This window comes from Paraburkholderia lebeckiae, from assembly GCF_050436225.1.
GTDB lineage: Bacteria > Pseudomonadota > Gammaproteobacteria > Burkholderiales > Burkholderiaceae > Paraburkholderia > Paraburkholderia tuberum.
Window position 1 is genome coordinate 1,201,531 of sequence record NZ_JBNDLU010000001.1, and the last position, 14,555, is coordinate 1,216,085.

At 60.4% G+C, this 14,555-nt stretch carries 13 protein-coding genes and 4 pseudogenes; 7 read left to right on the forward strand and 10 right to left on the reverse strand.

Going from position 1 to position 14,555, the window contains the following annotated elements; genetic code table 11:
• Positions 1 to 54: 54 nt before the first annotated feature.
• A complete protein-coding gene (locus OKW45_RS05700; protein ID WP_084754120.1) occupies positions 55 to 411 on the reverse strand; it encodes a DUF4148 domain-containing protein in 357 nt (118 codons plus the stop codon).
• Between the two features lie 299 nt (positions 412 to 710).
• On the opposite strand from OKW45_RS05700, the pseudogene OKW45_RS05705 reads away from it, so the two are divergent.
• The 4 genes and pseudogenes from OKW45_RS05705 to OKW45_RS05720 form a co-directional block, all read left to right on the forward strand.
• Positions 711 to 850: pseudogene (locus tag OKW45_RS05705) on the forward strand (IS6 family transposase); the annotation flags it as partial.
• A gap of 124 nt (positions 851 to 974) precedes the next feature.
• Positions 975 to 1,994 (forward strand): IS110 family RNA-guided transposase, encoded by a 1,020-nt coding sequence (locus OKW45_RS05710; protein ID WP_187639731.1) that lies wholly within the window; start codon positions 975 to 977, stop codon positions 1,992 to 1,994.
• Positions 1,995 to 2,304: 310 nt separating this feature from the next.
• A pseudogene (locus OKW45_RS05715) lies at positions 2,305 to 2,490 on the forward strand (DDE-type integrase/transposase/recombinase); the annotation flags it as partial.
• Between the two features lie 126 nt (positions 2,491 to 2,616).
• Positions 2,617 to 2,784: pseudogene (locus tag OKW45_RS05720) on the forward strand (IS110 family transposase); the annotation flags it as partial.
• Between the two features lie 37 nt (positions 2,785 to 2,821).
• Here the strand turns inward: OKW45_RS05720 and OKW45_RS05725 are convergent.
• From OKW45_RS05725 to OKW45_RS05740, 4 genes and pseudogenes are all read right to left on the reverse strand, one after another.
• A pseudogene (locus OKW45_RS05725) lies at positions 2,822 to 4,055 on the reverse strand (IS3 family transposase).
• Between the two features lie 15 nt (positions 4,056 to 4,070).
• The gene (gene tnpB, locus OKW45_RS05730; RefSeq protein ID WP_429466493.1) at positions 4,071 to 4,319 is read right to left on the reverse strand and encodes an IS66 family insertion sequence element accessory protein TnpB; all 249 of its coding nucleotides are present in this window, start codon (positions 4,317 to 4,319) and stop codon (positions 4,071 to 4,073) included.
• On the reverse strand, positions 4,316 to 4,744 hold the full coding sequence (gene tnpA, locus OKW45_RS05735) for an IS66-like element accessory protein TnpA (protein ID WP_429466495.1): 429 nt from the start codon (positions 4,742 to 4,744) through the stop codon (positions 4,316 to 4,318). The genes tnpB and tnpA overlap by 4 nt, the downstream gene beginning before the upstream one ends.
• Before the next feature lie 119 nt (positions 4,745 to 4,863).
• A complete protein-coding gene (locus tag OKW45_RS05740) occupies positions 4,864 to 5,085 on the reverse strand; it encodes a DUF4148 domain-containing protein (RefSeq protein ID WP_429466497.1) in 222 nt (73 codons plus the stop codon).
• Between the two features lie 150 nt (positions 5,086 to 5,235).
• Between OKW45_RS05740 and OKW45_RS05745 the strand changes: the two genes are divergently transcribed.
• On the forward strand, positions 5,236 to 5,445 hold the full coding sequence (locus OKW45_RS05745; protein ID WP_063713719.1) for a hypothetical protein: 210 nt from the start codon (positions 5,236 to 5,238) through the stop codon (positions 5,443 to 5,445).
• Positions 5,446 to 5,805: 360 nt separating this feature from the next.
• On the opposite strand, the gene OKW45_RS05750 is transcribed toward OKW45_RS05745, so the two are convergent.
• The 5 genes from OKW45_RS05750 to OKW45_RS05770 all read right to left on the reverse strand — a co-directional run bounded on the left by OKW45_RS05750 (position 5,806) and on the right by OKW45_RS05770 (position 11,373).
• Entirely contained in the window at positions 5,806 to 6,447 is a 642-nt protein-coding gene (locus OKW45_RS05750; protein WP_018420969.1) for an ANTAR domain-containing response regulator, read from the reverse strand.
• A gap of 16 nt (positions 6,448 to 6,463) precedes the next feature.
• A complete protein-coding gene (locus OKW45_RS05755) occupies positions 6,464 to 7,600 on the reverse strand; it encodes a transporter substrate-binding domain-containing protein (protein WP_429466499.1) in 1,137 nt (378 codons plus the stop codon).
• Positions 7,601 to 7,716: 116 nt separating this feature from the next.
• Entirely contained in the window at positions 7,717 to 9,450 is a 1,734-nt protein-coding gene (locus OKW45_RS05760) for a nitric oxide reductase activation protein NorD (protein ID WP_162633974.1), read from the reverse strand.
• A 5-nt stretch (positions 9,451 to 9,455) separates the two neighbouring features.
• Positions 9,456 to 10,265, reverse strand: a complete 810-nt coding sequence (locus tag OKW45_RS05765) for a CbbQ/NirQ/NorQ/GpvN family protein (protein WP_026225895.1) — start codon at positions 10,263 to 10,265, stop codon at positions 9,456 to 9,458.
• Between the two features lie 70 nt (positions 10,266 to 10,335).
• Complete coding sequence (locus tag OKW45_RS05770) at positions 10,336 to 11,373, reverse strand: aliphatic amidase (RefSeq protein ID WP_018420973.1); 1,038 nt, start codon at positions 11,371 to 11,373, stop codon at positions 10,336 to 10,338.
• Between the two features lie 669 nt (positions 11,374 to 12,042).
• Between OKW45_RS05770 and OKW45_RS05775 the strand changes: the two genes are divergently transcribed.
• On the forward strand, positions 12,043 to 13,371 hold the full coding sequence (locus OKW45_RS05775) for a purine-cytosine permease family protein (RefSeq protein WP_429466500.1): 1,329 nt from the start codon (positions 12,043 to 12,045) through the stop codon (positions 13,369 to 13,371).
• Positions 13,372 to 13,452: 81 nt separating this feature from the next.
• Positions 13,453 to 14,469, forward strand: a complete 1,017-nt coding sequence (locus OKW45_RS05780) for an alpha/beta fold hydrolase (protein ID WP_429466501.1) — start codon at positions 13,453 to 13,455, stop codon at positions 14,467 to 14,469.
• Positions 14,470 to 14,555 lie beyond the last annotated feature (86 nt).

Sequence of the window (14,555 nt, forward strand, 5' to 3'; positions counted from 1 at the left end):
CGCTGCTTTGTTAAATCGAAATGCTTACCCTTGGTACATTGACGCTGACCCGCATCAACCGGCCGGCTGATGCGCCGCTTGCGCGGGCGCTACACCGGCCGACGTTTGCGGGGCGCTGGGGGAGAGGTGCGCTGCAGTGGGGACACAGTCCGCGCGATACTCGGCTTGCACCTTCTGTTGCGCCTGTTCCAGATCGTCAGGGTAGGTGTTGGCGTCGTCGGGATTGTAACCGGCCGCTTCCAGCTCGTTCAACTCCCGCATCAATTGCTGGTGTGTCACTTCGCCTTTCAACTGTTCGAATGGGTAGTCTTCGCATTGCTGTTGTGTCAGTCCCGGCGAGGCCATCGCCGACGCGCTGCCGATCAGAAGAAGGGCGGTGACAAAGGTTTTCGTTGTAAGCCTCATTTTCATTCCATCCACGAGAAGGTTCGAGTCGTCCCGCGAACAATGTAGCGGGATGGCATTAGACTAGCCGAGGCGACCTACCAGAACGGCGTCGGGAAAATGAAACTGCTTTTATCCTTGTCCCGGTTTTTCGGGTTCTGTTGCAATAGCGGAGGCTGGGTCTGCTGCGGGACCTAACAGAATGATGTGAACGGTAATGACAGCGCTGAGTCCGGCGGTAGCCAAAGTGCTGAAGCGGTGGTTGTGTCGCGCTAAGGATGCGGGAGTAAAATTCAGGCGGACATTTTCCTGAAGTGAAGCGTGATATGAAGAATGCGACTGCGAGAAAACCCCTGCCTGCCGGCGTAGCGAATGTACTCAAACGCCTGCACTATCCGCCGGACGTGATCCTGCTGTGTGTGCGGTGGTATATGGCTACTCGCTGAGCTTGCGAAATCTCGAGGAATGAAATGAACGCGTCCCACCCCGTGACCGAGTGAGCAAATCAAGGTGGATCCTCACCGGCCAACGGCATCGATGTACGCACGTGGAAAATAGGAAGTTTCCCAAGGCAACCGGAGGATCCAGTCGTGAATCGTACAGCAGTCGGCGTGGACATCGCGAAAAACGTGTTCCAGGTGCATTACATCGATCAGGAAACCGGCGAGATCGTGAACAAGCCGATCAAGCGGGCAAAGTTCCTTGAACATTTCGCGAACCGTGCGCCGTGCCTGATCGGGATAGAAGCGTGTGGTGGTGCGCACCACTGGGCCCGGCAACTGACGAAGATGGGCCACGAGGTGAAGCTGATGCCGGGGGAGTTTGTGAAAGCGTTCAATGTCCGCAACAAGAGCGATGCGGCGGACGCCCGGGCGATCTGGCTGGCAGTACAGCAGCCAGGCAAGCCGGTAGCGGTAAAAACTGAGATGCAGCAGGCGATGCTTGGGCTGCACCGGATGAGGCAGCAACTGCTCAAGTTCCGAACGATGCAGACCAATAGCCTGCGAGGACTGCTGACGGAATACGGCGAGGTGATGAGCAAGGGGCGAAGCAAGCTGGACAAGGAGATACCAGTGGTGCTCGAACGGCTCGCTGAGCGTCTGCCTGCTGTGATCATTGACACGTTTCGCGAGCAGTGGAACGGACTGGCGAAGCTGGACGAACAGGTAGCGCAGATTGAGCGCCGCATGCGCGAGTGGAAGAAGGAAGACAAATCGGTAAAGGCAATCGGCGAGATTCCCGGCGTCGGACTGCTGACGGCAACGGCGGCAGTCGCGATGATGGGCGATCCGAAAGCGTTCAGTTCGGGGCGGGAGTTTGCCGCGTGGGTTGGGATCGTACCGAGGCAGACGGGTTCGGGCGGCAAGGTGAATCTGCACGGGATCAGCAAGAGGGGTGACACGTATCTGCGCACACTGCTGATCCACGGTGCGCGTAGCGTCCTTGAGCACGCAAAGGAGCCGGGTGAGTGGGTCGAGCAGATGAAGAAGCGGCGGCCAAAGAATGTCGTGGTCGTCGCACTGGCCAACAAGATGGCGCGAACGATCTGGGCCGTACTGGCCCATAACCGGCCATACCGGAAGGACTATGTCAGCGTGAATCCGGCCTGAATGGCTCACGCGATGTAGAAGATCAACGTTTGACACAGGGTGAACGTCGAAAGGTTGCGCAGCAAACGAGTGTGATGACAAGCCAGGTAGGACCGGGGCCCGCCAAGCCTGAATCATTTCCAGAGCTTCGAGCTCGTTTGAGGAGTGAGGCGCGGGCCAGCGGATTTCATAGGGGGCCGTAGCCTATTGGGCTGCAACAAGCCCGGATATAGAGCAGCAGCCCATCCTGTCTGTCACACAAGCGAGAACTAGCGCAAAGGGACGCGTTCATATAGAAATGATGGCCGAACGGGGTTTCGAGGTCGACCATTCGAGCGTGGATTTCCTGTTGCGGGCGCATCGCGACAAAGCTGCCGCGCGCCGTTACTTCGAGAAAGCCATCGATCGGAACGGGACGCCCGAGACCGTGACCATGGATAAAAGCGGGGCGAATCTGGCCGCCATCCAGGCCATCAACGCCGAGCGGGAAGCGCCCATCAAGGTCCGGCAGGTCAAGGCAGTATGACTTTCCGTGAGGCAGGGGCTGGCCAGCCGTGACGAATCAGACGCGGGTTAGCATTGCTGCCAGAGCCGCACGGTGTGGACAGCGCCACACCCGGCGATTTCCGGCACGGAGGCCAGCATGGAAAACGATAGCACGGTGTACGTCGGTCTGGATGTTCACAAGGATTCGATCACGGTCGCCTACGCGATCGGCATGGGCGACGTGGAACTGCTCGGCAAGATCGGTACGACGAAGGCCGATATCGACCGCCTGTGCAGGCGCCTGCAGTCAAAGGGGCCACACGTGTGGACTCGCCCCTGCATAACCGGACACGCGGTTACGCTTAGGTTAGTGAATTTGCTTGCTGGCGAAACTCGCGTGGCGAGCGGTATTTCAGAGCGCTGTGCGGATGCGATTCGTTGTAGTGGTCGAACGCGATGGCCGGGTTTTGCAGCGCCGTCCTGGCGTCAGGCTTGGGCATCCACGAGACATAATCGCGCTTCATCGTTTTGACGAAGCTCTCGGCCATCCCGTTGCTCTGCGGACTTCTGACGGGTGTCGTGACGGGCTTCAGGCCGATTGCCCGCGAGAACGTCAGCGTCTCATCGGCAATGTAGCAGGAACCGTTGTCACTAAGCCACTCGATTTCATTGTCGGTTCTCAGCGCTCCGTGGAAGCGGTTCTCGACGGCCTGAAGCATCACGTCACGCACCATGTCACCGGTGTAGCCGCCCGTGCTCGCCACCCAGCTCATGGCCTCGCGGTCGCAGCAGTCCAATGCAAAGACGACGCGCAATGGCGCACCATCGTCACAACGGAATTCGAAGCCGTCCGAGCACCAGCGCGCATTGCTTCGCTCCACAGCGACCTTGCCGTCGTGCCGGCGTGCGGACTGGGCATGACAAGGCCGGCGCTCGAGTAGCAGGCCGTAGGTACGCATGACCCGATAAACCCGTTTTGCATTAACGCGAGGTTGGGCCTGCGCGTCCCGGCTTCGCCGCAGCAGCGCCCACACACGCCGGTAGCCGTAGGTGGGCAGCTCGGCAACCAGCCCCCGAAGCTCGGTGACCAGCGGCATGTCGTCCAGGGCTGGCGTCTTGCGCTGGTCGACCCACTTGGCGGGGCGCTTCGATTTGACCGCAAGATTAGAGCGCGACACACCCAGGACTTCACAGACCGTCTCATCGGTCGTCCCCCGGCAGCAATGGTGAGCGCGCAATCAATTTTTTTCCCCGGCCGTACTCCACTGCTTCGCGGAGGATTTCCACTTCCATGGTCTTCTTGCCCAGCAGCCGCTGGAGTTCGCGAATCTGCTTCGTCGCTTCGACCAGGTCGGAGGCTGGCACCACCTGTTCGCCGGCACTCACGGCTGACAGGCTGCCATCCTGATACAGCTTGCGCCAGGCGAACACCTGGTTCGCATTCACCTGATGGCGACGGGCTACCCCGGAAACGCTCGCTCCGGGTTCGAAGGTCTCACGCACTATCGCGAGTTTCTCCTCGACAGAGCGGCGCCGGCGCTGTTCCGGCTGGGTCAGAACCTCAACGGGTTCTACATGGGAGCTAGGCTTAAACATAGGCGGAAGACTACCTTAAAGTTTAAGCGTTACCTCGTGTCCGGTTTTCGACGGGGCCGTTCCAAGAAGCCAGAGCCCGTCTTCGGTCGCCCACATGACCTTCACGAGATCGCCGCGCCGGCCCCGGAAGATGAACACGTTGCCACCCAGCGGATTGTCCTCGAGCGCCGTCTGCACCTTTGCCGCCAGCCCCTGGAACCCGCAGCGCATGTCGGTGACGCCTGCCACCAGCCAGACGCGTGTACCCGTGGGTAGAGAGATCACGATCGCACGCTCCCCAGGACGACGCGTAGCGTGTCGGCGTCGACAACGCCGTTGACCTTGACTACCACGTCACCGAACCGAATCTCGATCGTCCCGGCTCGTGCAGTCCGGTTGCAGACGTCCCTTGCATCTGGGGGCATCGCCACGCGCTGCGGCGGCGTCTCATGAACCACCGCCACTGGAATCAGGCACGTCGTTTCCGCCTGCAATTGCTCGCGATAGCGACGCCGCCAGGTAAACAGCATGTTTGCATTGATGCCATTGTCCCGCGCCAGCTTCGCGACCGACGCACCAGGCTCACATGCCGCGGCCGCAAGCCGGCGTCGAAACTCGCGATCATAATTCGGGCGTCCCTTGCGGCTACCCGGCCTGGCTTCCGACTCTGTCGCAGTGATGTCCATCAAATCGAAAATGATGGGCACCACTTTGATGTCGGTTCTCGCCGCCGTCTACGACGGTCGTCGTGAGGTGCTTACAGAAAAGGCGCGGCCTGCCGGCTGATGAAAAGCCGTTCGGCCGCGCCTCATCCCACCGCATTACCGGTCTATCCACCAGCATAGATCGTCGAGTTCAGGCTGGCGATTTGCCCGTCCTTCTCGGCATGCACCAATTCCTGATAGACCAGTGCGCGGGTCTTAGCCGTATTCGACGCAGATTGCGTCGTTCCATTTGCCGATACACGGACGGGCGCGTCGGATTGAGCGAACGAAACGACCGGAGCGACCAGTGCAGCGACAACGACAACGGCCTGGATGAGCGACTTCATGATGACTTACCTCGAAATTGTGTCTTATCTTGCTTCGAACACCCTTGTTCGAAGCCTGTGACTACAGTCTAGGTAAGCACGCACTTAAGATTAAGTGGGAAGGCAGGAACTGACTGTTGTTAAAAGACGGGGAACTACTGGAGATTTGCCATGGCCGCTAAACGATTCAAGAGCGACGCTTTCGAAGCGATCCATAGCGCTGCGTCCGTTCTTCGCCGCTCGAGACTGATCGACAAGACGACGATGCGCGAGTACGACGAACTCTGCCTCGAGGAGCCTCCGCACTTTGAGGCCAAGGACGTCATGCTAATTCGCAAAAGCAGCCAAAGGTCAGCCAGCCGGTCTTCGCGCTCTATCTGACACAACCCGCTTTCGCTCGTCTGTCATTACGGGGTTTAAGCAACAGTTCACATATGTTGCACATGCGGAAATTGCCTGGCACCTCACACCGCACGGCGGCTGGCAGTGTCGATCCGTTCCTCGTCACCGAAGTGAACCGTCAATCGAGAGGCACGTTGTCTCCAGAGCTTCACACCCGACCGTTATCAGTCACGCATGCCCGGATAGGCTACTGCTGGTCGCACAGCAGGTCACAGTCCTCGCAGTCAATGTTCCGACGCCGGGCGTGACAAGCAAGAAAGAGCTTTACCGCCGACTACATGCCGCATAACGCGCGGCTGACGGCGACACGTGTCGCACCAACAACGTGACAATACCCTCTCACCAGCCAAACGACAGGATGTCGTTCGCGTTGATGATCGCCGACGCGATCTCTTCGACCGTCATGCGTTTGGCCATCGCCTGCTCTCGGATGATCCGGTAGGCCTCGGTCTTGTCCACGCCCCGCTGCCGGCAAAGGATATCCTGTGCGTCGGCGATCTTGCGAGCACCGCCAAGCTTTTCCTCGAGCCGCAGGACGCGCCTCTTCAGCTTTTTCGTGTGCGCGCCGATTTCGCGCCCAACGACGAGCGCGCTCAACAAGCCGAACGAACGGATCGGCGAAGCGACGACTGCCTTCGCGCCGATACGCAATACCGCCTCGATGACGGTCGGATTCTCGTAATTGATGACGGCAATCGACGGCGGAGCGTCTTCGGCCGCGCACCAGTCGTAGGCGAGATTGAGCATGTCGGGGAAAAGAGCGACGAAGACCACATCGCTGCCTTCCGGCGGCGCCGGCAACGGCGGCCAGAAAGCCTGCACCTGGCAGCCTATGCGTTGAAGTTGCTGCGTCAGCTGTGCGCCGTCGTGATCGTTCGGGTGAAAAACGCAGACGCGCAGCGAGCGAAGATCCCTGAGGAGATGAGAAACAGGCCTGACCCGCTCGGGCTCGCCCAGGGAACGCTTGACTTCGTCGCTCATGCCATGCTCTCCAACATCATCGGGCTGACCAGTCGCCAAGTGCGTGCGCAACGAGGTAGGGGTCGGGCCGCACCGCTGCCGCCGCTTCCTGCTCGATGGTGAATTCCCCCCTTCGATCGACTCGGCCGATGCGTGGATGCAGCCACGTATGATGCGTCGAAGCATCGACGCGCACCCGTCCCTGTGGCGCGTCGAATTCGCTGCCGAGCAATTTGGGCATCAACGCTTCGATGTCGGCGCTGCCGGCCGCACGCATCGCGCGAGCCATCAGATGAACCTGAAAGTACGCTGCCTCCCAACTGGCGTTAGGAATCACCTCGGGCCCGAATGCTTGCGCGAATTTCTCCACGCACGCGTAATTGGCCTCCGACCCGATCGAGCGGAAATAGGGTGCGGCCGTAATATGGCCACAGGCAATTTCCGCTCCCATCTGCGCGACCTCGACTTCCGACGTGGTCAGGCTCGCGATTGGCATCGTTGTCGGATCGAAACCTGCGCGTGCGTAGGCGCGATAGAAGTGCTGGGTCGCGCTGCCGACCACCGTCGAAAATATGAAATCCGGACGCGTCCTGCCGATGTCTTCGATGACATCGGCGAAATCGTCCTCGGTCGCACCAAGACGAACGTAGCGCTCACCTAATTTCGCGCCACCGGGCCGCTGCATGACAAGGTCGGACATAATGCGATTCGACTCGTACGGGTAGATGTAATTCGATCCGACCATATACACACGCGGGCCGAACTGCGACGTCATGAAGTTGGCCAGTTGCACGCTGTTCTGGTTCGGCGCAGCGCCGGTATAGATGAGGTTCTCCGAAAATTCGAAACCCTCGTAGAGCGTCGCGTAGAAGAGCAGGCGGTTCCAGCGTTCGACGATCGGCAATACGGCCTTGCGTGTGCTCGACATGTAGCAGCCGAAGATCACCGGCACGTCATCTTCGAGAATGAGCCTCTCGGCAAGCGCCCGGTACCTCACAGGATCGGACTGCGGGTCGTAGCGGATCGGCACCACTTCGCGTCCGTCGATGCCACCCGCGTCGTTGATCTCGCGTATCGCGAACAGAGTTGCATAGAGTTGCGACGATTCAATTGCCGACGTGACGCCGGTTTCGGAATACAACACGCCCACTTTGATTGGCTCTGTCTGTGTCACAGTCGTATGCGCCCTTGTTCGGTATATCGGAGTCGGGCGAAGGTGAAGGCCAAGGCTCCATCCTACTTCGCCAAAAAAACAGGGAACGCGGCCAGCCCTCGTGCCGCGCGGTCCGGCTATCCCACCAGCTTTTCAAGCAGCCGGCCGATCTGAACGGGCAGATTCGTCGCGCGTTCCATGACCATGTAGCGCTCCCGTCCAAAGATCGTCCGCACATAGCGGCGGGCATCGCGATCGAGCGCAAAACAGAAGATCAGGATGCCGCGCGACGACAGCCCGGCAACCGCGTGACGGGCATCTTCGACCAGATGCGACGAGTCGTGAACGTCGATGTCGGACGGTTCGCCGTCCGAGACGAGAATCAGCACTTTGGCGTCGGTCGTCTCACTGTCGAGGCACGTCGCGGCGTGCCGTATCGCGGCGCCCATGCGGGTCGAGAACTCGCCGCGCTGTGCCTGAAGCCTGTGCCGCTCCACTGTGCCGAAAGGCTCATCGAAGTCCTTGATGCGGGTATAGCGTACCTCGTGCCGGCCATTCGATGCAAAGCCGTGCAGTGCAAGTCGGTTCGGCGTCGGACCGAGCGCCGTAGCGATCCTCGTCGCCGCCTCTTTCTCGATGTCGAGCATGGACGGCTCGCCAGCCCTGGCACGATCGTTGGTCGACTCGGAAAGATCGAGCAACAGGAGCACCGACATGCTCGGACGCCTGCGGTGCTTGCGTTGAAACACCCGCTCGTCGCCGGGAACGCATGCGCGCCGCCTGATCTCAGCGTCGATCAGCGCGCTCAGATCGAGGTCATCGCCGTCGAACTGCCTGCGCAGTCGTTGCGCGGGTTCCTGCCACCAGGGCGGCGGTGCCCGCCGCGATGACGCGCTGCGCACCGCATGACCGGAGGCTTGTGCCGGCGCACGGTCGAACACGCTCGTCCATTCGGCGAATTCGGCGCCCACGCGCGCGTGCCATTCGGGGTATCGATGGCAGCGTACCTCTTCGGCTTCCAACGATGCGTGGTCGTTCTTCGCGGCTTCGTCGTTCGACTGGTGCTGCAACGCAAACTCGCCGGCGACGTTCGTTTGCACCGGCTCGGGCTTCGCTGGCGCGGACTGTTCGTCTGAACGCCAGAGATAGGCGTTGTCGTCCCGGTAGGCCGGCTCGACGTAGTACGTCGACAAATCGAACCGCACACGCATCTGCGCGAGATCGACGGCCAGTATGCTGGCGACTTCGTCATACGCACCCGCATCGTCGGGACGCCCGGCAAGTTCCTCGACGAGATCGCGACCTTTCCTGATCCAGTGATTCGGGTCGTCATAGCCGGGGTCATGCAACGTGCGCGCCAGGCGGGCGGCAAGCGAGGAGAAGCTCATCAAACCCGCGTCAGCGCGGATCGTATGAAAGCCGCCCCACAGCCGGTGCAACCCGGGGTACTCGCGCATCAGCAACCGCTCGACGCGCGCGTCTTCGATCAACGATGCGACAGCGATCCACAGTGCGCCGCGTTTGCCGACCGGCGACGCAGGCCGCGAATAGCGCAGGTGTGCGAGCGCGTGGGCGACCGAAGCCTGATACAGACGTGTCGCGGCAAAGCGATCGGCCGACAGCGTTGCCGGTGGCACCTTGATCACCCCGGCGCCGATCGACGCACGAACCGGCAATGCCGCTTCCTCCGGCACAGCGAGCACTTCGATCTTCAAGCCGCTTGCCACGTCACTGATATCGCCGGCATGCCCGAAGCCCGTCGCATAGTGCCCGAGCATGCGCTGCACGGGCTCGAACAACGCGACATGGCGCTCCCGCAGTCCCGCCGCGGCACCCTGCGCTTCGTCGCCGTCCTTCAGAACGTCCGGCATCGTCATCACGGTCCAAACTGCGCGGTCACGAATCCGTCGAGCGCAGTGCGCAATTCGTCGTCGTCGGTAATCGGACGCGTCATCGCGAGCTCGCAGGCCGCGCGTGCCGCGATACCGCCGCGTATCAGAGCCCCTGCATGGACGAGCATGCGCGTCGAGATGCCTTCGGCGAGGCCCCGCAAGCGCAGCAGGCGCGACTGCCCGGCGATCCGCACCAGTTTCGCCGCGGTATGGCGATCCACCTTGCCTTCGTGGGCGACGATGTCGGTTTCGACCGCTTCATCGGAGTAGTGAAATTCGATCGCACCGAAGCGTTGCCGTGTCGACGGCTTCATGTCTTTGCCGAAGCCCTGATAACCGGGGTTATACGACACGACGAGCTGGAAGTCCGGATGGGCGCGCACGAGTTCGCCGCGCTTGTCCAGCGGCAGGATGCGCCGGTCGTCGGTGAGCGGGTGAATGACGACGAGCGTGTCCGAGCGCGCTTCGACCACCTCGTCGAGATAGCAGATCGCGCCATGCCGGGCGGCGATCGTCAGCGGTCCGTCGTGCCACGACGTGCCGCTGCCGTTCAACAGATAGCGCCCGGTCAGGTCCGACGCGCTCATGTCCTCGTTGCACGCAACAGTGACGAGCGGCTTGTCCAGGCGCCACGCCATATGCTCGACGAAGCGCGTCTTGCCGCAACCGGTCGGACCCTTGAGGATCATCGGCATGCGCTGCGAATAGGCGGCGTCAAAGAGTTCGGTTTCCTGCCCGACGGGGCGGTAGTACGGTTCATGTTCGATTCGGTACTGAGCGAGCATTTCGTGCATCGGCATCGTCCTCGTGAGTTTGCGCGCCGCGCTTAAGCCGGTGCGCGGCTGCGACGGCGCGCGATGGGTGTTACCGGTGCGCAGGCTCACTGTGCGGAATGCCCTCGATCGGGCATTCCGGCGTGCCGGGCAGCGAGCGCGTGAGCGCCTCGACCTGTCGGCGCGCGCCCTCCGGATCGTTGACCCATTTGCCGTAGAACTCGAACGGGCAGGCGGCCACGCCATGCATGTCCTCGCCGGAATTGATCTTGCCCGTGTAGCCGCGATGCAGCAGCTTATAAAGGTGGTTCTGCGATTGCATGTTCCTGCGGGCGTCACGTAGCAAGCTCGTCGACAATTCTGCGTACTGGATGCCCATTTCCTCGGTCCCGCATTCGCCGAGTGAGCGTCCGTCGAAACCAACGATCGCCGAATGGCCGAAGTACGAGTACACGCCGTCGAAGCCGGTCGCATTCGCCACCGCCACATAGACGTTGTTCATCCACGCCATCGTCTTCGCCACCATCACCTGCTGCTCCTTGGCCGGATACATGTAGCCCTGGCAGCGCACGATCAGTTCAGCGCCGCGCATCGCGCAATCGCGCCAGATCTCCGGATAGTTGCCGTCGTCGCAAATGATGAGGCTGATCTTCATGCCCTTCGGCCCTTCCGACACGTACGTGCAGTCGCCCGGATACCAGCCTTCGATCGGCGTCCACGGCATGATCTTGCGGTACTTCTGCACGATTTCGCCCTGGTTGTTCATCAGTATCAGCGTGTTGTACGGCGCCTTCTTCGGATGTTCCTCGTGCTGCTCGCCCGTCAGCGAGAAGACGCCCCACACGTTGGCTTTCCGGCACGCCGCGCTGAAGATTTCCGTCTCCGCGCCGGGCACGGTCGATGCTGTTTCATACATTTCCTTCGCGTCGTACATGATGCCGTGCGTCGAATATTCGGGGAAGATGACAAGGTCCATCCCTGGCAGCCCCTGCTTCATTCCGACTACCATGTCCGCGATCTTGCGCGCGTTGTCGAGCACTTCCGCCTTGGTATGCAGCCGGGGCATCTTGTAGTTGACGACGGCTACGCCGACGCAGTCGTTGCTGCTGGAAATATCACCATGTCGCATTGCTTCTCTCCTGTTTCGATGTGAAACGCACGAATAAAAAAAGCCCGAACGGACGCGAAGGTCCGGTCGGGCTCTATTGCCTTTGCGATTCGCCGGCGATGTTGGCGGCGAGTGCGAAACCGTAAATGTACGGGCGAATGCTAGATGGCGCTCACACGCTTGTCAAGCCTATGTGCGAGGAGTTCTACCAAGGCTCTCTAGGCCGACCGCATGTGCGAATAGACGGCACTGTTGACCGACGTCACGTATCCGCTGGAAGCGATCGCCCACCGCTCCCCATGGCATCGATTTGCGCGACGGCGCATGGCATGCCGGCGCATCGTTCAGAATGCCGAGCGCCGGATTCGCTTAACGCATTCGTCCGAAAGCCTCATGCTGACCGTCCATGCGCATGATGTATAGAACGTTTCTCATTCACACGCACGTTTCGTAACGTGCGTGAATGCCAGGACACGTTGCCGCCTTTTTGATTCTCAAAGCGCTTGACAGATTATTTTGTTCACAAGAACCTAGCAACGTCATTCCGATCCGCGATGCGTCAATAGCGACGATATAGCGGCGGGGCAATAGAGCCCTCCAGACAGCCCGAAAAGGCATCTGGGGGGCTTTTTTTTTGGTCAAGGCCCGGGCTCGCCTGATGGCAGCTCAGCTTCACTTGGAAAGAACGTCATGTCACCTCCACAATCCGCAGGCGCCGGCAGCGAAGCGGCGCTTGACCACGTACTCGGCGAAGAGTACGAACACACACCGGTCCCGAATGTGGCGCGACGCAGTGTCATGTCGCTCGCGACCGTGTGGATCAGTTTTCCGATGATCATTACGAGTGCAATGACGGGCTCCATTCTCGTCGCAGGGATGGGTTTTAGCCGTGCGCTCACCGCGATGGCGATTGGCAACCTATTGATGTTCGCTTACGTTGGCTTGCTCGGTGGCCTGGGAGCGAAGCACGGTCTCAACTTCGCGCTGCTGGCGAGCCGCGTGTTTGGACGCAAAGGCTACGCTTTGGCCTCGGGCCTGCTTTCGAGTCTGCTGCTTGGCTGGTACGCGGTACAGACCGGCATTACCGGCAATCTCATTCACTCGTCTTCTGGCACAAGCTATCTCGTCATGACGTTCATCGCGGGTCTGCTTTATCTCGCGGTGACGTTCGTCGGAATCCGCGGGCTGCACTGGCTCGGCTTGGTTTCGGTGCCGCTCTTTCTTATCCTGGGGACGTGGGTGGCGGTCGATGCCGGCGGACACGCGGGATGGGGCACCGTGTTCAACTACAGCGGCACTAACCCGACATCGTCGATGGCATTCGGTGTCGGGTTGACGATCGTGATCAGTCTGTTCGTCGATGCGGGCACCGTCTCGGCGGACTTCAATCGCTGGGCGAAGAACGGTCGTGATTCGTGGATTGCCACGTTCACCGCTTTTCCGTTTGCCAACTGCTACGCGATGCTGATGGGCGGCATCATGACCGCGGCCATCGCCTTGCCGGCTCCGCAACCGTTCGGCATGGACAACATGTTCGGCTACATGCTGAACCAACACCAGACATGGCTGAGCACGGTTGCGGTCATATTCCTCTTCTGCAGCCTGGGCTCGGTTTGCGCTCACTGTCTATATAACTCCGCCGTCGGCTGGTCGCGGATCGTCGGCGTCAAGATGCGCACGGCCGCGGTCATACTTGCCGCGATCGGCATTGCCGTAGCCGCAACCAACGTTTGGGCGCTCTTCATTCCCTGGCTCTCTCTGCTGGGCATCATTGTTCCGCCGATCGGCGCCATCGTATTGGTTGACCAGTACCTCACGCGCCCGGGCGCGGGCATAGACTCCCAGTGGCGCGCTCAGGCTTTCGCCGCTTGGGCGATTGGATCAGTGGCGGCGTATGTTGTCGAAAAACGCTTTCCCGAATTTTCCACTGCCGTGTCGGCATTCGTCATCAGCGCCGTTGCCTACGGATTGATCGCGCAATTCTCGAAGACAGCAGGCATCGCTGCCGATAGCGCCTGACGATCAACGTCCCGACACCGTTTACACCGGCGCGTGCCCGCGCGTCCATATCAATGTATCTTCACTGAGGATTGCTTCATCGTGTCCGATTACAACATCTTTTCTCTCGGCGACATCGTGCTGCAAAGCGGCATGCGGATTCCCGACGCCAAGCTGGCCTACAAGACCTACGGGACTCTGAACGCCGCGAAAGACAACGTGATTGTCTACCCGACGTGGTATTCGGGCCAACACTATGAAAACGAATGGCTGATCGGCGAGGACAAGGCGCTGGATCCGACCAGGTACTTCATCATCGTGCCGAACATGTTCTGCAACGGTCTCTCGTCGTCGCCGAGCAATACGCCTGCTCCGTACGGCAAAGCGCGCTTCCCGAATGTGACCGCGTACGACAATGTGCGCATGCAATGGCGGCTCGTCACGGAGCTGTTCGGTATCGAGAAGATCGCTCTTGTTACGGGCTGGTCGATGGGCGCATTGCAGACATTCCACTGGGGTGCAATGTATCCGGAGATGGTCGAGCGAATCCTGCCGTTCCAAGGCTCTTCGAAGTGCTCGCGTCACAACTTCGTGTTCCTGGAGGGAGTCAAGGCGGCGCTCACCGTCGATGCCGCTTTCAGTGACGGGTGGTACGACGCTCGGCCCGACAAGGGCTTGCGTGCGGCCGCGCGCGTTTATGCGGGATGGGGATTGTCGCAAACGTTCTACCGGGAAAAGCTCGATCTCGAGAAGCTTGGCTACTCCTCTCTTGAAGACTTTCTGGTCGGTTTCTGGGAGGGTTGGCTGTTGTCGAAGGACGCCAACAATCTGCTCGGCATGCTGTGGACCTGGCAGTACGGCGACATCAGCAATAACGAAATGTATCAAGGCGACTTCGTGAAGGCGCTTTCGTCGATTCGTGCCAAGGCGATTGTCATGCCTTGCAAGACCGACCTTTACTTCCCGCCGGAAGACAGCGAATTTGAAGTCAGGCACATGCCGAATGCGGAGCTCCGCGTGGTCGATTCGATCTGGGGGCACTTTGCCGGCGGCCCTGGTACGAGCCCCGTCGACATCGAAGTGCTCGACAAGGCACTACGTGAACTGCTCGAACGCTGAAGTCCAACGCTGAGAACGCCGTGCCACTAGAAGCGCGGTGGAATAGCGGGGCGAACAAACTGAAAATCGCCAGACGACAGCGATCT